Origin of the sequence: Macrococcus sp. S115 (assembly GCF_030067655.1) — a bacterium.
Taxonomy (GTDB): Bacteria; Bacillota; Bacilli; order Staphylococcales; family Staphylococcaceae; genus Macrococcoides; species Macrococcoides psychrotolerans.
This window is the reverse complement of record NZ_JASJES010000008.1, coordinates 64,921-80,946: the sequence shown is the minus strand read 5'-3', so window position 1 is coordinate 80,946 and position 16,026 is coordinate 64,921. Positions and strand designations below refer to the sequence as shown.

Below are 16,026 nucleotides of genomic sequence, written 5' to 3'. Positions count from 1 at the left end.
CTCGTAATTAAGTTTTTTTATAGTATACCCTATTTCTAAATAGATGGAGGCTAAATTTATGTTAAATTCAGAAATTCAAAATGTACGCGATTTCTTTCAAACACAATCGACAAAAGATATAAAATTCAGAAAGAAATATTTGAAAGCTTTGAAGAAATCTATAAAGAAACATGAACCTGATATTCTAGACGCACTGAAAAGTGACCTTGGAAAGAATAAGGTGGAGGCATATGCAACAGAAGTTGGATTTGTTATGAAAGAGTTATCATATATTATTAAAGAACTTAAAAACTGGGCAAAGACAAAGTCTGTTACAACCCCGATGATGCAGTTTCCAGCAAAGAGCTTTATCAAATATGAACCATACGGCACCGTGCTTATTATCGGTCCATTTAATTATCCATTTCAGCTCGTGATGTCACCGCTTATCGGCGCACTTGCTGCGGGGAACTGTGCAGTCGTGAAACCTTCAGAAATGACACCGCAGACAAGCATGGTCGTTCAGGAAATATTAGAAGAAGTATTCCCTGAAGATTACGTAAAAGTTGTCCAAGGCGAGAAAGAAGTAACGTCACAGTTACTCGATGAGCGCTTCGACTATATTTTCTTTACAGGCAGCACCAAAGTCGGACAAATCGTCTATGAGAAAGCGAGTAAACATTTAACACCAGTAACACTAGAACTTGGTGGCAAGAGCCCCGTCATTATCGATGATACTGCTAATCTTAAAGTGGCTGCTGAACGCATCGCATTCGGTAAGTTTATGAATGCGGGTCAGACGTGCGTCGCTCCAGACTACGTTATAATAGATAACACAGTGAAGATGAAGTTCGTGAAGGCATTACAGACAACAATCCAGGAGTTTTATGGTGCTCAAATAGAACAGAGTGAAGACTTCGGTCGCATCGTTAATGATAATCACTTCAACCGCTTAGTCAATATAATAGAAGACAGTCGTCAACAAGTCATTTATGGTGGAGAGAGCAATGCTGATGAACTGTTTGTTGCGCCTACCATTATTCTTGATCCTGAGCTCAGCAACAGCGTGATGCAGCAGGAAATCTTCGGTCCAATATTACCGATTATCGGCTATGATACGTTCAATGAAGTGTATGATATCGTTGAGCAGTATGAGAAGCCGCTTGCACTTTATCTCTTCACTGAAGACAGTGATCAAATAACAGCAGTATTTAATCGTCTGTCATTTGGCGGAGGATGCGTTAATGACACAATCTTGCATCTTGCAAATCCAAACCTTCCTTTTGGTGGTGTTGGGCACTCAGGTATCGGAAGCTATCACGGGAAATATTCATTTGAATTATTCAGCCATGAAAAGAGCTATATTACAAAGAGTACAAAGCTTGAATCTGGTTTACTCTTCCCACCCTACAAAGGAAAATTCAAATATGTAAAACAATTGTTTAAATAAAAAGCAGTCGGGACATCAATTCCCGACTGCTTTTAATATAGTTCCGGACGTCTTGAGTTCATCACTGGTATAGACGACTTCACTTCTTTACTATAATCCAGGTCAACAGATACCTTTAACGTTGCCTCTGCTGTTTCAAGTGTTTCTACTAACGTGCCAAGTGGATTGATTACTTTCGACTGTCCGCCAAACTGCTCTTCTCCGCAGTAACCGACATTATTACACGCGATAACATAGACCTGATTCTCAATCGCACGTGCATAGAGCAGCTTATTGAAAGCATCAATGCGTGAAGCTGGCCACTCCGCAACGACAAAGAGGACTTCTATACCTTCTAAAGCAAGCTTCCTTGAAATCTCAGGGAAACGCAGGTCATAACAGATGATAACACCCGTCTTTATCTCGTCTAATGTGAAAGTTTGAATATGATTCCCCGCTGTTAAATATTTCGGTTCATCCAGCATCGGTACGAGATGCACTTTATCATATTGGTGCACAATTTCGCCATCGTGATCAATAACAACACTCCTATTGAAGATACGGCCGTGAGACTTTACAGCTATTGAACCCCCGACAATATGCACATGATGCACCTTCGCCATCTCTTGTAACACACGAATCTCGCGAGTTCCATCTTCATCCGCAAGCTCATTTAATTCATCCAGCACATAAGAAGTATTCCACATCTCAGGAAGAATGACAATCTCTATACTTTCATCCAGTGCAATGATCCATTTTCTTATCTTTGCAATGTTTTCATCAGGATTTCCAGGAATAATCTCCATTTGATAGATTGCACACTTCATTTTAAAACTCCTCTCGTTTCTGCCAGTTTGAATTTGGCGCCGTGCCAATTTCATCTGCAAAAAATACCGGACATTCTCATCCGGTATCATCTTCCTTATAAAAATTGCACGCATACTGCTTCTGGTGCACGTGCACTATCATCCAATAATGTTAAGCGTCCTGTCTGCTCGTCACGCTCGAACAAACTTAACACACCGTCTCTTTCATGTGCACATACTAAATATTTATCGCTGTTATCAATATTGAAGTCACGTGGCCAATCGCCTTGTGTAGATATAATTTCAACCAGTTCTAGCGCTTCACCTTCACCTTGTACTTTATACACTGCAATCGACTGATGTCCGCGATTTGATGCGTAAACAAATTGCTGATCGTGGCTCATTCTTATTGCTGCACCTTGTGAATGGCCTGTAAAGTCTTCAGGTAGCGCCGAATATTTCTCTTTCATTTCAAACTTGCCGTCATTATAAGACAACACCACAACTTCATTGCTTAACTCAGTGAATAAGTACGCATACTTCCCGTTCTCATGGAAGATTAAATGTCTTGGCCCCATGCCCGGTTCTACATCTAATACGCCGACTTGCTTAAATCCTTCATCACCGAACGTAAATGTAATCACTTCATCTGTTCCTAAATCTACAGCAACTGCATATCCATCCGGTGTTTCCTGAATATAGTGCGTATGTGCATTATCTTGACGTTCTTCGTTCGGTCCACTACCTTGCTGCTGATGTGTATCGATAAGTTGTACTACTGCTCCATTGTCATCTAATGCATAAAGTCTCACTATTCCTGATCCATACACCGCTTCTAATAGATACTTCCCATCACGGCTGATCCATAAGTGACAACCACTGTCTGTAGATTCCAGTAAATCATTGATTACTGTAAGTTCTTCACCGATCTGATAGCTTTGAATCCCTGCACCTTGCTCGTCTTTTTTAATGCCATATAACTTATCACCATGCTTTTGGATGTAAGTCGATGCCCCTACTTCATAGCCTGTTTCTACTGATGTAATCTTTTTCAGGTCAGTATCTATTTCAAAGGTATAAATCCCTTTGCCATCATTTTTTGTATAAGAACCTAATAACCCTTTAATTTTAGTCATGTTAACGCCTCCTCATAGTCATATTAACAAATCCTATATAATATTGCTTATGAGAACACACAAAAAACTTTCGAAAATCTAAAAATTTTTGTTGCGTTAAGTTTAGTAATACATTACAATTTGTTTGGTATTAATAAATGACAGTCTTACATAACTATTTGTTAAGTAAAACTAATATTTAAATCTTTACCAATTTTAAGGAGTGTCCAATGATTCATACACATTCCCAAAAGGTTTTACACAGTATCGACAAAGGCAAACATAACGTTACACCTTTATTTACTGCCTTAAAAGAATATGAAGCACAAAACGTCACAAGCTTTGATGTACCTGGTCATAAGCGTGGCATCGATTCTGATTATGCACTCAACTATTATGGCATGCGCACATTACGTCATGACGTGAATTCTATGCCGACTTTAGATAACTTTGATCATCCGACAAGCGTGATACATGATGCGCAAGCCTTAATGGCTGATCTATTTCTAGCAGATGAAGCACACTTTTTATTAAATGGTACAACGTCTGGCATTCAGGCGATGATTCTGTCAGCACTCAAACCCAAAGATAAATTGCTACTTCCTAGAAACGTTCATAAATCTGTGCTGAATGCGATGGCACTCGCTGATGTCACACCTGTATATATGGTGCCTGAGTTCGATACAGAATACGGGATTGCACACAACATCAGTGTTGATACAGTACGCAAAACGATTGCTGCGCATCCTGATGCAAAGGCACTATTCATTATGAATCCGACTTATTTCGGTGCAGTAAGCGACTTGAAGGAGATTGTCTTTATTGCGCATAGCGCTGGGATACCTGTTCTTGTGGATGAGGCACATGGCGCACATTACCGCTTCTCAGAACACTTACCACTGTCCAGTATGGAAGCTGGTGCAGATATGGCAGCAACGAGCTTACATAAGACAGGCGGTTCGTTCACTCAGACGAGCGCATTATTATTTAACAGCAAGCTGATTGATAAGCATAAAGTAAAGAGCATCATCAATATGCTGACGTCCACATCCGCATCATTCCTGCTCATGTCATCACTTGATATTGCACGTCAGCATTTAGCGCTGCACGGTGCAGAGAAGATCAACAATGTATTGTCACTTGTTCAGTCATTCAGAGAAAGAATCAATAAAATTCCCGGATTCTACATGTTAGAACCAGAGAAATTTAGCAACAAATATCAGCAGCAGTTAGACGAAACTAAACTCACAATCTATATTGATCATCGTCTTGATTTATCAGGTTTTGAAGTGTATCACACGCTGCGTAGCGTTTACGATATTCAGATGGAACTTGCAGAACCTAATATCGTGATGGGGATTGTTTCATTTATGGATAATGAAGCTGAACTCAATAAGCTCTATGATGCACTCGCACACATCAGCATTAAACACTTTAATCCTGACAAACCTTTCGTTCCACCGATTCTGAAGCAGATGTCGATTCCGATGCAGAAGATGGGTTTAAGAGATGTCTTCTATTCAGAGACTAGAGTTGTCCAGATTGAAGATGCACTTAATGAAATATGTGCAGAAAGTTTAATGATCTATCCACCAGGTATTCCAATCCTGATGGCCGGTGAAATGATTACCCAGGAAGTCATCGACTACTGGAAATTTATTAACGATCAGCCCATCATCAAGATTGGCGCAGAAAACAAAAATGAAGTATTTATAATTGATCATAAGGGAGATACTTAATAATGAAGTTAACAACACTTGGAAGACACGTTTTAATCGAATACTATAACTGTGACAAAGATATTTTAAAAGACCATGATAAGGTAGAAGCAATCATGAATGAAGCTGCCCGCGTAAGTGGTGCGACAATCGTTGAAAGCTGTTTCCATACATTCAATCCTTACGGTGTAAGTGGTGCTGTTATCATCTCAGAGTCACATTTAACAATTCATACATGGCCTGAATATGGCTATGCATCAGTTGATGTATTCACTTGCGGAGATACAGTTGATCCTTGGCGTGCTGAAGATTTCCTGCAAAAAGCACTGAAAGCTGAACTTTCAGATTCATATGAAATCGGTCGTGGTATGGCTGACAAGATCCACAAATATTCTAAAGGTGAAATCGTTGTAGAATCATTCAAACCTGTGGAAGTAGCAGCTAAATAAGGAGGAATTGTACATGTTAGACTTATGGTATACAGAGAATCACACGGATAACGTAAAATTTTCTATTAAAACAACGGAACATATCTTAACCGAAAAAACACCATTCCAGCAAATTGATTTCTTCAAGTCTGAAGAATTTGGTACGTTCTTTACTTTAGATGGTTTAATGATGGTTAACGAAAAAGATGAATTCGTGTATCACGATATGATTACGCATGTTGCTATGGCAACAAACCCTAATATTAAGAAAGTACTCGTTATCGGTGGTGGTGATGGGGGTACTGTACGTGAGTTAACACGCTATGCATCAATCGAACAAATTGATATGGTAGAAATTGATGAGCGCGTTGTACGTTTATCTCAAGAATATCTTCCGATTACAGCAGGAAAGCTCTCAGATCCACGTGTTACTTTATTATTCGAAGACGGTTTGGCATACGTGAAGAACAAAGAAGATGGTTACTATGACCTTATCTTAGTAGACTCTACTGATCCAATCGGTCCTGGTGAAGGGTTATTCTCACATGATTTCTATAACAACTGTTTCCGTGTGTTAGCAGATGACGGTATATTAATCAATCAGCATGAATCTCCTTATTATCCAAGCTACGCACATGAAATGAAGCGTGCACACTCTAAGATCAAAGGATTATTCCCGATTACGCGTGTGTATCAATTCCATATGCCGACTTATCCATCAGGACATTGGTTATTTGGATTTGCTTCTAAGAAATTCGACCCATTAAAAGATGCTGACTTAGATGCATGGAACAAACTTGGCTTAAAAACTAAATACTATAACACAGATATTCATACAGGTGCATTCGCCCTTCCAACATTCGTTAAGGAGATGCTCGATGATGCAACCGAATAAACATGTGTATATGAGCTGCGAATCTTCATTTGAAGAAGCCACGACAGTGATATACGGTGCGCCATTTGACGGTACGGTTTCAAATCGTCCTGGTACACGCTTTGCAGCTGATGCTATTCGTTCTGAATCATATGGCCTTGAAACGTATAGCCCATTCTTAAACAAAGACTTAGAAGACGTCCGCATTATGGATTCAGGCGACGTCGATATTACAATCGGTAATAAGGTGAAAGTACTAGAAGAACTTGAAGAGACTGCGCGTACAATCTTAAATGCAGGCAAACTGCCGTTTATGATCGGTGGCGAACATTTAGTGACGCTCGGCCCTATGCGTGCCGTCCTAGAAAAGTATCCGGATGCGATGCTTGTGCAGCTTGATGCACATACAGACTTACGTGATGACTATATGGGAGAACCATTGTCTCACGCAACAGTCGTACGCCGCATACATGACCTTATTGGTGATAACAGAATCTATCAATACGGTATTCGTTCAGGTACGAAAGAAGAGTTTGACTGGAGCGATACACATACAATTCTTGAGAAGTTTTCAATTGATACATTAAAGAATTTACCCGGTATTATCGGTAATACGCCCGTATATCTCACAATTGACCTGGATTGCCTAGATCCATCTATCTTCCCTGGTACAGGAACACCTGAACCCGGCGGATTAACTTATAGAGAACTTGAACCCGCATTTAGAGTATTCGAACAACTGAACGTTGTTGCAGCAGATATTGTAGAATTGTCACCACCATACGACCATAGTGGCGTTTCTAATGCAGTTGCAGCGAAAGTTGCACGTGAACTGATGCTTGCGATTACGAAGTAAAATATTTTATAATCTGAAGGTTTCACAACTTCAGATTATTTTTTTGTTGAAAAACAGAACGTATGTTCGTATAATGAAAGAAAAGCTTGAAAGTAGGGATAAAAATGATTCATCCAATCTATGGTGAAACAGATTACCGTAAAATCGATCCTGCACAATTGAACAGAAATATTCCAAGAGGACGTGGCATGATTAAGTGGGCACCCTTTGCGACGATGCCCGAACAATTTCTAGATGTTAAGCGCCAGATTGATGCACAAGCGAAGATTGAACGTCCAGAACTATCAGAAGACCGCTTACAGGAAATTAATGAGATACTACATAGCGCACTCAGTAAGCAGCAGCCAGTTTACATTGATTATTACATCGACGGCACAATTCAGCATACAATGATGTATATCGAGAAGGTTGATCAGTGGGCTGCCATTATTATCGGCACGACGGTAAACGAAGGGCACACGTATTTTGTGTCATTTTTAGATATTGTAAATCTTGAGATTATTACAGAAACCATTTAACAATTAATATCCAGAATTTGCATAATAATATTGATAAAGTAACGGATTTATTACAATTTATTAAAGTTCAAACAAGCATTGTGAACTGAAGCTAAATGAATGATAAGATTCGGTAATTCATCACAGCAAACGCGTAGCACATGGCATAATATAAGCAAATCAACTAAAGGAGTCTATAATGCGAACAATTATAATACTATTATTGTTGCTGATCATTCCATTGCCACTATATGCTAACGAGTTACCCCCTACAATCTTGTACTTTGAAAATGAACATGCCCAGCCGCTAAAATATCACTTTACAGTAAATGATGACCTCTACTACGAAACAGACGACGATGGTTACTATATTTTCAATAATACTGTCAATGAAATTGAAGTGGATGGGCAGATTATCCCTATTAAAGTAGGTCATAAGCATATCATTCATGTAGATGAACCGGTAGATGGCATCCTTGAAGAAGTCCCTCGTCCACATGATGATGAGACCGAACAACCGTCAAATAACGACACAACCGTTAGAGTATTCACACCTGCATTTACTCCATCTGAAGCTGTCCATGTATATCTTAACGAAGGACATAAACGTATCGCGACAAGTGAAGCAAAAGACGGGACCGCTCATTTCGATAACTTAAAGCGTGACACGGTATATACGGCGACTACTGACGAAGCAGTAGAACCCATTCGTATCAAGCAAGGAGAAACACGTCGTATTACAGTGCAGACAGACGACCCGCCTCCGAAAGTAAGAGCAGCACGTGTAATGCCACAAAACGCACCTGAGAAACAGAAGCTCAATATTAAGCTGAACGACGAGGCAGATGAGGAACAATCAAACAAAGAGCAGCAGGTGCAAAAGAAATATACGTATACGAAACGCTCAGTCACCTCACAAGAAAACAACAATAAAGCGTATAAGGGCGTAATGCCACAGATTCCGGTGTCACCTGTAAAAGATGACGAAAGTTCTTCCTATAATGTTGCAGAACAATATGAATCACCTATTCAAAAAGAAAGCGGTACGAAAGAAATAACGACTCAAGAAACAACCTCTATGCACCCTGAAGACCATATTGACTCCGAATATAAAGTAAAACAGACCGTGGATAAAACACTGCCCGATACAGGAGATGCATATACTAATCCACTATTATTATCTGTATTATTTACCGCGTATGGCGGCTGTATTCTTTATATCAGCCGATTAATTTGAATCACAGCGTCTATACGGCACGACTATGACCATTTACCTGCAACATGCCACTTTCTACAACAAAGTCATGACCAAAAGGTGTTATGCCACGCATCCCTTCAAATATAAACATACCACCACTACTAATCATGCTTTGGGAAGCAAGTGTCGACATGACGTATGTGCGGTGCGCCTTTATATCCGTCAGACGATGTAATCTGCGCATCACCTGTTCAAAGCCTTCTGTTGCACCTAGCGCTACAAAGGCATCAGGGTTATGTCTATTTATCCTTCTTATGTATTTATTAAATGACTTAGCGCGTTCATTCCAGTCCACAACAGCGAGTACTTGTCCTCCATCACCAAATGGTCCGCCGTATGCTTCCCATAATGTTTTAAACTGATATGCTGTACGGATATGAGAGTCATGCCTGCTACACCCGATTACAATATCGCGGATAGCAGGTTTATTCTGTTTCATCAAAGCAATCAATGTAAGCATCTCGGATTCTAATCTCGGATTAATGTCTAAAACATGCTGAACTGTATTCAAATAAGCACCTCGTCTATTAATTTATTCAAAAAGAAAAGAACTCAAAAAATTGAGTTCTACGCGTGTTCTGATTCAATTTGTGAAACGATTTCTTTCGTACGACGTTCGATATCTTCAAAATCTTTCTTAAAGCTGATGAAAAATAATGCAGCGCCTGCTGTCAAAATAACGCTTAATACTAAGGCAAAGATAAATACTGCTTTAAATAATCCTTTGATCAATTCCATCCATATCCACTCCTAAGTTTACTTTTGTCCTTAGTTTATCATAAATAATTTCATCATAAAAATATTTGACATTAACTATTTCAAATTAAAACGATTATATATATAATAAAACAAATACATTTAAAGGATGAACAGGATGGCTCATGTACATTTACTTGCTGCCTGGCAGCATAACGACATCGATAAAATAAAACAGCTTATATCTAAACGTGTGCACGTTTTCTTAACTAAAGAAAATGGTGTAACAATTGAAATGAATTATGAGACACTGATCGCCTTAATGCAACAAGCAATTGAAGTCGCTAAAAAAAACGACTGGGACTGGCAGTTTGACGTAATGCATAAAACGGAACGTGGATCTGAGAATATTGTTGTGATAAAAATTTCTATGAGTAGCGGTAACTTCGAATCATCAGAAAAAGCCAGGTTATGTATATTAACATTTGATGATGATGGTGATGCAAGAAGGCTTATTCATGCATATATTGAAGATAATGTAACAAACAATTAGGAAAGCTGGGAAATCATGCAACAAGTTAAAAGTATGATCACGGAGTTTAGAGGTAACCATTATGACTTCGGGCGGCATCAGGCTGAATGGCTGAAGACGACACTCATGATGGAAAACAGAGCGAGAGAGTGGCGTCTTCGTCGTCCCCGATTTGATATTAATATCGAGGAATCAATGGATGCATTCATGGAGTATGCACCCGGTATATGGGAGGAACTCATCGGATTACAGGATGGACTCCACATGGATATGACACAGGTGCTGCTTAATTTCGGCCACTATAGAGTGTATGCGAAGCCAAGTGGATGCAGCGTGTTTACAACAGAAGATTATATGGTAAGGAACTATGATTATCATCCTGCAACATATGATGGTAGATTTACGTTCTATCAGCCGAGTGATATCGGCTATGCAACGATGGCACCTGTTTCACGTATTACAGGTCGTATGGATGGAATGAATGAGCATGGTCTTGTAATGGGCTATAACTTTATGCATCGTAAGGCACCTGGAGATGGCTTCGTCTGCTATATGATCGGACGTATGATTTTAGAATATTGTAAAGACATTGAAGAAGCAGTCGCCTTCTTGAAAGAAATTCCACATCGTTCCAGCTTCAGCTACATATTGCTGGATAAATCAGGTATCACTAAGATTGTCGAAGCAACACCGAGAGAAAAAACGGTGCGTAATCATCATTACTGCACAAATCATTTCGAAGTACTCACCCACGAGAATAGACGAGTGCTTGATGATTCACATATGCGTATGAAGCACTTGAAGCAGCTCACTTCTCACATTGATGCGCACACTGCCTTTCGCTTAATGAATGATCCCAGCCAAGGTGTCTTCAGCAACCTCTATTCTAGCTGGAGTGGTACGATTCATACGAGCTGTTATCACCCGAAAGATATGGCATGCGACATCACGCTTGGCAGTAACGGAACCCCCGTGACCCTTAACTTGCAGGATTGGCTAGATGGCAAACCGTTACCTCACTACGAGATAACTGGACAAATCGATACGCATTTAACATTCGCAAGTGAATAATAGGTCGTGACACGAGTGCTTAGACACGAATAAAATCATGAAAAGACACTAGGAAACGGGGTTTGTTTCCGGGTGTCTTTTTGATTTTTAGAAGTGTCTGCTCGTGGAACGCCGTCAACAGGTCGTGACACGAGCGCTCAGACACAAATAAAATCATGAAAAGACACTAGGAAACGGGGTTTGTTTCCGGGTGTCTTTTTGATTTTATTGAAAGGCTGTAAGTACCTTAAATGGTCTATTCTCAAATAGATCAAATTGCTGCTGGCGTAAGTCCATCGCCTTCAGCAGACGCTGCTTCTGAAATGGAAGTGTGACATACTGATCGATATTGGCTGCTGTCACAGGATAAAACGCGACGTCTACCGTCTCTTCTGGTGCGTCTTTTAGTACGCCTCCTGTCACTCGCCCTTGAAATGTAAAATTGATTACACCTGTTGTTTTGTTATGTGATGTGTAAAGCAACGCTGTAATCTCTACATCGAGTCCCGTTTCTTCTTTGACTTCCCGTATTGCACCTTGGATTACATCTTCACCCTTATCCAGACGTCCCCCTGGTAATTCTAATGTATCACTACGATGTAAGCTTCTTACAAGGAGTACTTCATTCTTATCATTTGTTACATAAACATTGGTTGATACGAGATGTAAATCTTGTTTGTAATCTCCTGTAGGATGGATGATCATTTCCTTCTTAGAGATGATCCACTTATCGTTTGCAAGCTTTTCTGGAAGACTGTTTTTGTAGTGCACTGTTTTCTTGCGCATTTCAAAGAATTCACGGTAGTGCTGCTCATCAATATAACCCCATATTTCGGTGATTACAGTATAATCATCATTCACCCATCTACCGATCAGTTTGACACCGAGTTCTAGATAATTGTTAAGTACGTGGTTATGAAAATAAGCATTCGTAGATTCATAACCATCAGGAATAATTCTAATTTCAGTCTTTACTTCAAACATCGCTACACTTCCTAACCTGCTTCTTCGTTTACCATTATCATACATTAATCCATATAAAATTTCATTTCACAAGTGAAATTTTTACGGCATCAAATATATATTTAACAGTTCAAATATTCGAATTCTATATTTATTCAGTATAAAATACACATATAAGGAGTGATTCAAATGAACACAAAATTAAATACAAATATAAAAATAAAAGATCTGACACTTAAAAATCGTATCGTTATGCCTCCGATGTGCCAATATTCTGTTGAAAAGAAAGATGGCACACCGACAGATTGGCACCATATACATTATGCTTCTCGTGCTGTTGGAGGCACAGGACTGATTATTGTGGAAATGACAAATGTTGAACCCGACGGCAGAATTACCGATCACTGTCTTGGATTATGGGATGATGCTCAAATTCCAGCTTATCAACGTATCGTCCAGGGAATTCATGATAATGGTGCTAAAGCCGCAATTCAAATCGCACATGCAGGACGTAAAGCGACACATATAGAGACACCTGTCTCAAGCTCAGAAACACCGCTCGATGAACCGACAAAGTTCGGTCCAATACGTTACCCTCGCGCGCTTTCAACGGAAGAAGTAAAGGTTATGGTGGATAAGTATAAAGAAAGTGCGAGACGTGCGGTTGAAGCGGGATTTGATGCGATTGAGGTTCACGGTGCACACGGATATCTCATTCACCAGTTTCACTCACCTTCAATTAACAAGCGAACGGATGAATACGGTAAAGACTTATCTCTATTCGGATGCGAAGTAATACAAGCGGTTAAGTCTGTTATGCCTGAAGGAATGCCGCTCATCTTCAGAATTTCTGCTCGTGAATATATGGATGGCGGTTATGACTTAGAACATGCACTGCACATTTCTGAAGCTTATCAAGCAGCAGGTGTCGATGTTTTCCATATTTCAACAGGTGGAGAGGCACCCGCTGGCAAAGAAAAGCCAGGCAACTATCCAGGATATCAAGTGCCATTCGCACGTGCATTTAAAGAAAGATTCAACATACCTGTCATCGCAGTAGGCATGCTGGATAATGCAGAAACTGCTGAAATGGTGCTGAACAATGATGATATCGATATGGTTGCCATCGGACGTGGCATGCTAAATGATCCTTATTGGGCAATTCATGCGGTGAAATCTTTAAGAGATGATGTCGAAATTCCAAAACAATACGAACGAGGGATTCATTAATGTACGATTATGTACTCTTTGATCTGGATGGTACATTAACCGATCCTTATATCGGAATTACGAACAGCATCATCTATTCTTTACAACAGATGAATATTGAAGCGCCAGATAACAGTGCGCTTATCCCATTCATCGGACCACCTCTACATGAAAGCTATAGAACGGTCTATAACCTGCAAGATGAAGATAACGCTACTGCAATTAAGCATTATAGAACTTATTTCAGCGATAAAGGCATGTACGAAAATGAAGTATATGCAGGAATTGAAATTGTGCTGCAGGCACTTAAAGCACAAGGGAAGCAACTCTTCATCGCGACAAGTAAACCGACTGATTTCGCAATTCCGATATTACAGCACTTCAAACTTGATGGTTACTTTAATGAAATTGTCGGCAGCAATATGGATGGCACACGCACGAATAAAGCAGAAGTGATTGCGACAGTTATGAGTACCCATCAGTTAAATCCAGATAAGACAGTGATGATTGGTGACCGTATGTATGATATCAATGGTGCTCATCAAAATAATATCGATAGTATCGGTGTCCTCTATGGTTATGGGAGTGCAGAAGAAATAAAGGCGGCAAAGCCAACACACACAATTGCAACGGTGGATTACTTGCTGGATGTGCTTCTCTAAACTAAATAATGTTATTCCAAAAAGAACCCGAACACTGCATAATGCAATGTTCGGGTTCTTCGTATTAGATAACCCAGTTCCCATCTTTAAAGACAGGAATTGTTGATCCATCTTCATAGACACCATCGATATTCAGATCACTGCTGCCCATCATAAAGTCTACATGTACGAGTGAGTGATTCAATCCTTTATCAAATAACTCATCTTTTGATAAATCTTTTCCGCCTTCTATCGCATTCGGAAATGATCGTCCTAATGCAACGTGGCACGATGCATTTTCATCATATAACGTATTATAATACAGAATTCCAGAATTTGAGATTGGAGAATCATCTGGCACAAGCGCAATTTCTCCTAATCGTCTGGCACCTTCATCGTTATTCAATAAGTTCTTCAGCACTTCATAACCTTGTCCAGCTTCGAAGTCTGTCACGACACCGTCTTTAAACGTTAATTTAAAATCATCAATAATTGCACCTTGATATGCAAGAGGTCTAGTATTTCCGATAACCCCGTTAACACGGCGATAATCCGGCGATGTAAATACTTCTTCTGTCGGCATATTCACTTGAATTTCAACACCATCTGCATTCTTCGTGCTCGCACCTAACCATCGATGTCCTTTCGTCAAACCAATTTCAACATCCGTACGTTCAGAATAATAATGAAGCTTATCGAAGTTCAGTTCATTTAACCTTTCTGCACGTGCATTCAAATTATCATTATGTTCTTTCCATGCCTGAACAGGGTCTTCTTTGTCCACACGTACCGCTTTAATCATCGCATCAAGCAGCTTAAGTTTTGCTGCCTCTCCTTTTTCTTTTGGAAATACAAGTTCTCCCCACTTGTCATTCGGGAATGCCACGATGCACCATGAGAACTCATAACGCCCTACTGCACGTGCGAAGTCTTTGTTCATCTCACCACTCGCTTTAGCAAGCGCTGCAATCTTATCAGGTGCTGCATCTTTCAATAACTCAGGGGTCTGTGAATAAATACGTAGATGTGCGACCTTCTGCTCGATAAAGTCGTTTACTTCGTCTATCTTATACTGCTTCACCGTTTCGAATACTTCTACAGGTGCATATTCAAAGTCTAGCTGACGTGATGGCCCATCTGTCAGCTTTTGAATGACGTTATGCGCCCCACGTTCATATGCCGCTTTCGTTACTGCTCTGACAAAGTCGATCGCATCGATATCTGAATTGATGACCAATGTCTGCCCTGGTTGTACATTCAGACCTACTGTCACAACGGTCTGTGCATATTTCTCTACTGTTTCAATATAATTCATAACCTGTCTCCTCCATTCTATTATTTCCATTATATCGGTTTCCGAATGAAAGATAAACAAAAAAGAAAAGTATCGATTATTAACAAAAATACCGGAACAACTATGAGTTTTTTCACCAACAGCTGTTCCGGTATACTTATATTAAGCATCAAATAATTCGATACGTTTCACCTTATTATCTTTAAAGATAAACTTCATACCTATGTGATTTTCTTTATCCATATAATGATACTGTGTCTGACGGTTATTCAGTATTGATTTCTTATATGTCGTACCGTAAGCCTCAATCACTTGTGCTTTCGAGTCACCGATGCCAATATTACGTTCCGTGTACAATTTATCATTGCGATATAAGATAAGCGCACTTATCTGTTGCTTCTTATTCGATACGCTAATAATCAGACCAGGCAATGCATCTGATCGATAAAATGATTTACCTTCCACTTTCGCATTATCATCTTCTTTAAAACTTTCTAGTAGTACATTACGATGCTGATGTAACATATAGTTTCCGATGCGTTCCTGACTTAGATCATTATCTGGAGTCGTGCAATAATTATAAACGAGCATGCCGGAAACGAAGATAATAAACAGTCCAATAATTGTAAATATATATTTCTTCATGAGCGCCCACTTTCCTCATTTATTTTCTTTATAATA

General features: G+C 39.6%; 18 protein-coding genes. 11 read left to right on the top strand and 7 right to left on the bottom strand.

The genetic code is table 11. The annotated features are described in order from the left end of the window. Window positions 1-58: 58 nt before the first annotated feature. Window positions 59-1,429, top strand: coding sequence for an aldehyde dehydrogenase (locus QNJ52_RS09775; protein WP_219493051.1), 1,371 nt, complete (start codon window positions 59-61; stop codon window positions 1,427-1,429). 32 nt (window positions 1,430-1,461) lie between these two features. Here the strand turns inward: QNJ52_RS09775 and QNJ52_RS09770 are convergent, their stop codons facing one another. Next, window positions 1,462-2,235, bottom strand: a complete 774-nt coding sequence (locus QNJ52_RS09770) for a carbon-nitrogen family hydrolase (protein ID WP_283722455.1) — start codon at window positions 2,233-2,235, stop codon at window positions 1,462-1,464. A gap of 95 nt (window positions 2,236-2,330) precedes the next feature. After that, entirely contained in the window at window positions 2,331-3,350 is a 1,020-nt protein-coding gene (pglS, locus tag QNJ52_RS09765; RefSeq protein WP_219493054.1) for a 6-phosphogluconolactonase, read from the bottom strand. Between the two features lie 209 nt (window positions 3,351-3,559). Between pglS and QNJ52_RS09760 the strand changes: the two genes are divergently transcribed. The 6 genes from QNJ52_RS09760 to QNJ52_RS09735 all read left to right on the top strand — a co-directional run bounded on the left by QNJ52_RS09760 (window position 3,560) and on the right by QNJ52_RS09735 (window position 8,939). After that, entirely contained in the window at window positions 3,560-5,068 is a 1,509-nt protein-coding gene (locus tag QNJ52_RS09760) for an aminotransferase class I/II-fold pyridoxal phosphate-dependent enzyme (protein WP_283722454.1), read from the top strand. A gap of 2 nt (window positions 5,069-5,070) precedes the next feature. Beyond that, window positions 5,071-5,496 carry an adenosylmethionine decarboxylase gene (gene speD / locus QNJ52_RS09755; RefSeq protein ID WP_283722453.1) on the top strand — a complete coding sequence of 142 codons (426 nt, stop codon included), beginning with the start codon at window positions 5,071-5,073 and terminating at the stop codon, window positions 5,494-5,496. Window positions 5,497-5,509: 13 nt separating this feature from the next. Beyond that, window positions 5,510-6,370 (top strand): polyamine aminopropyltransferase, encoded by an 861-nt coding sequence (gene speE / locus QNJ52_RS09750; RefSeq protein ID WP_283722452.1) that lies wholly within the window; start codon window positions 5,510-5,512, stop codon window positions 6,368-6,370. Continuing rightward, complete coding sequence (speB, locus tag QNJ52_RS09745) at window positions 6,354-7,205, top strand: agmatinase (protein ID WP_283722451.1); 852 nt, start codon at window positions 6,354-6,356, stop codon at window positions 7,203-7,205. The genes speE and speB overlap by 17 nt, the downstream gene beginning before the upstream one ends. Before the next feature lie 104 nt (window positions 7,206-7,309). Further along, the gene (locus QNJ52_RS09740; RefSeq protein WP_120785993.1) at window positions 7,310-7,723 is read left to right on the top strand and encodes a YolD-like family protein; all 414 of its coding nucleotides are present in this window, start codon (window positions 7,310-7,312) and stop codon (window positions 7,721-7,723) included. A 178-nt stretch (window positions 7,724-7,901) separates the two neighbouring features. After that, window positions 7,902-8,939, top strand: a complete 1,038-nt coding sequence (locus QNJ52_RS09735; protein ID WP_219493061.1) for a hypothetical protein — start codon at window positions 7,902-7,904, stop codon at window positions 8,937-8,939. Window positions 8,940-8,949: 10 nt separating this feature from the next. On the opposite strand, the gene QNJ52_RS09730 is transcribed toward QNJ52_RS09735, so the two are convergent. Both QNJ52_RS09730 and QNJ52_RS09725 read right to left on the bottom strand, forming a co-directional pair. Beyond that, window positions 8,950-9,471, bottom strand: a complete 522-nt coding sequence (locus QNJ52_RS09730) for a type 1 periplasmic-binding domain-containing protein (RefSeq protein WP_219493063.1) — start codon at window positions 9,469-9,471, stop codon at window positions 8,950-8,952. A 56-nt stretch (window positions 9,472-9,527) separates the two neighbouring features. Further along, window positions 9,528-9,698, bottom strand: coding sequence for a hypothetical protein (locus tag QNJ52_RS09725; RefSeq protein ID WP_099483475.1), 171 nt, complete (start codon window positions 9,696-9,698; stop codon window positions 9,528-9,530). Window positions 9,699-9,834: 136 nt separating this feature from the next. Between QNJ52_RS09725 and QNJ52_RS09720 the strand changes: the two genes are divergently transcribed. Together QNJ52_RS09720 and QNJ52_RS09715 are read left to right on the top strand one after the other, a co-directional pair. After that, a complete protein-coding gene (locus QNJ52_RS09720) occupies window positions 9,835-10,209 on the top strand; it encodes a hypothetical protein (RefSeq protein WP_219493065.1) in 375 nt (124 codons plus the stop codon). A 15-nt stretch (window positions 10,210-10,224) separates the two neighbouring features. Further along, window positions 10,225-11,259: a C45 family autoproteolytic acyltransferase/hydrolase gene (locus QNJ52_RS09715; protein ID WP_283722450.1), complete on the top strand. Its 1,035-nt coding sequence runs from the start codon at window positions 10,225-10,227 to the stop codon at window positions 11,257-11,259. Between the two features lie 204 nt (window positions 11,260-11,463). Here the strand turns inward: QNJ52_RS09715 and QNJ52_RS09710 are convergent, their stop codons facing one another. Next, window positions 11,464-12,222 carry an NUDIX hydrolase gene (locus tag QNJ52_RS09710; RefSeq protein WP_211517740.1) on the bottom strand — a complete coding sequence of 253 codons (759 nt, stop codon included), beginning with the start codon at window positions 12,220-12,222 and terminating at the stop codon, window positions 11,464-11,466. 168 nt (window positions 12,223-12,390) lie between these two features. On the opposite strand from QNJ52_RS09710, the gene QNJ52_RS09705 reads away from it, so the two are divergent. Together QNJ52_RS09705 and QNJ52_RS09700 are read left to right on the top strand one after the other, a co-directional pair. Beyond that, window positions 12,391-13,431 carry an NADH:flavin oxidoreductase/NADH oxidase gene (locus QNJ52_RS09705; protein WP_219493069.1) on the top strand — a complete coding sequence of 347 codons (1,041 nt, stop codon included), beginning with the start codon at window positions 12,391-12,393 and terminating at the stop codon, window positions 13,429-13,431. Then, window positions 13,431-14,072 (top strand): HAD family hydrolase, encoded by a 642-nt coding sequence (locus tag QNJ52_RS09700; protein WP_283722449.1) that lies wholly within the window; start codon window positions 13,431-13,433, stop codon window positions 14,070-14,072. Before QNJ52_RS09705 ends, QNJ52_RS09700 begins: the two co-directional genes overlap by 1 nt. Before the next feature lie 64 nt (window positions 14,073-14,136). Here the strand turns inward: QNJ52_RS09700 and QNJ52_RS09695 are convergent, their stop codons facing one another. Together QNJ52_RS09695 and QNJ52_RS09690 are read right to left on the bottom strand one after the other, a co-directional pair. After that, complete coding sequence (locus QNJ52_RS09695; protein WP_283722448.1) at window positions 14,137-15,366, bottom strand: aminopeptidase; 1,230 nt, start codon at window positions 15,364-15,366, stop codon at window positions 14,137-14,139. A 141-nt stretch (window positions 15,367-15,507) separates the two neighbouring features. Then, window positions 15,508-15,990 carry a hypothetical protein gene (locus tag QNJ52_RS09690; RefSeq protein WP_101037597.1) on the bottom strand — a complete coding sequence of 161 codons (483 nt, stop codon included), beginning with the start codon at window positions 15,988-15,990 and terminating at the stop codon, window positions 15,508-15,510. Window positions 15,991-16,026: the final 36 nt, after the last annotated feature.

What these genes read in the sequence shown, in the direction of transcription:
- QNJ52_RS09735 (WP_219493061.1), top strand. Translation starts at nt 7,902, where the DNA reads ATGCGAACAATTATAATACTATTATTGTTGCTGATCATTCCATTGCCA.
- QNJ52_RS09770 (WP_283722455.1), bottom strand. Translation starts at nt 2,235, where the DNA reads ATGAAGTGTGCAATCTATCAAATGGAGATTATTCCTGGAAATCCTGAT.
- speB (WP_283722451.1), top strand. Translation starts at nt 6,354, where the DNA reads ATGATGCAACCGAATAAACATGTGTATATGAGCTGCGAATCTTCATTT.
- QNJ52_RS09690 (WP_101037597.1), bottom strand. Translation starts at nt 15,990, where the DNA reads ATGAAGAAATATATATTTACAATTATTGGACTGTTTATTATCTTCGTT.
- QNJ52_RS09725 (WP_099483475.1), bottom strand. Translation starts at nt 9,698, where the DNA reads ATGGAATTGATCAAAGGATTATTTAAAGCAGTATTTATCTTTGCCTTA.
- QNJ52_RS09695 (WP_283722448.1), bottom strand. Translation starts at nt 15,366, where the DNA reads ATGAATTATATTGAAACAGTAGAGAAATATGCACAGACCGTTGTGACA.
- QNJ52_RS09720 (WP_219493065.1), top strand. Translation starts at nt 9,835, where the DNA reads ATGGCTCATGTACATTTACTTGCTGCCTGGCAGCATAACGACATCGAT.
- QNJ52_RS09700 (WP_283722449.1), top strand. Translation starts at nt 13,431, where the DNA reads ATGTACGATTATGTACTCTTTGATCTGGATGGTACATTAACCGATCCT.
- QNJ52_RS09710 (WP_211517740.1), bottom strand. Translation starts at nt 12,222, where the DNA reads ATGTTTGAAGTAAAGACTGAAATTAGAATTATTCCTGATGGTTATGAA.
- speE (WP_283722452.1), top strand. Translation starts at nt 5,510, where the DNA reads ATGTTAGACTTATGGTATACAGAGAATCACACGGATAACGTAAAATTT.
- speD (WP_283722453.1), top strand. Translation starts at nt 5,071, where the DNA reads ATGAAGTTAACAACACTTGGAAGACACGTTTTAATCGAATACTATAAC.
- QNJ52_RS09740 (WP_120785993.1), top strand. Translation starts at nt 7,310, where the DNA reads ATGATTCATCCAATCTATGGTGAAACAGATTACCGTAAAATCGATCCT.
- QNJ52_RS09775 (WP_219493051.1), top strand. Translation starts at nt 59, where the DNA reads ATGTTAAATTCAGAAATTCAAAATGTACGCGATTTCTTTCAAACACAA.
- pglS (WP_219493054.1), bottom strand. Translation starts at nt 3,350, where the DNA reads ATGACTAAAATTAAAGGGTTATTAGGTTCTTATACAAAAAATGATGGC.
- QNJ52_RS09705 (WP_219493069.1), top strand. Translation starts at nt 12,391, where the DNA reads ATGAACACAAAATTAAATACAAATATAAAAATAAAAGATCTGACACTT.
- QNJ52_RS09715 (WP_283722450.1), top strand. Translation starts at nt 10,225, where the DNA reads ATGCAACAAGTTAAAAGTATGATCACGGAGTTTAGAGGTAACCATTAT.
- QNJ52_RS09760 (WP_283722454.1), top strand. Translation starts at nt 3,560, where the DNA reads ATGATTCATACACATTCCCAAAAGGTTTTACACAGTATCGACAAAGGC.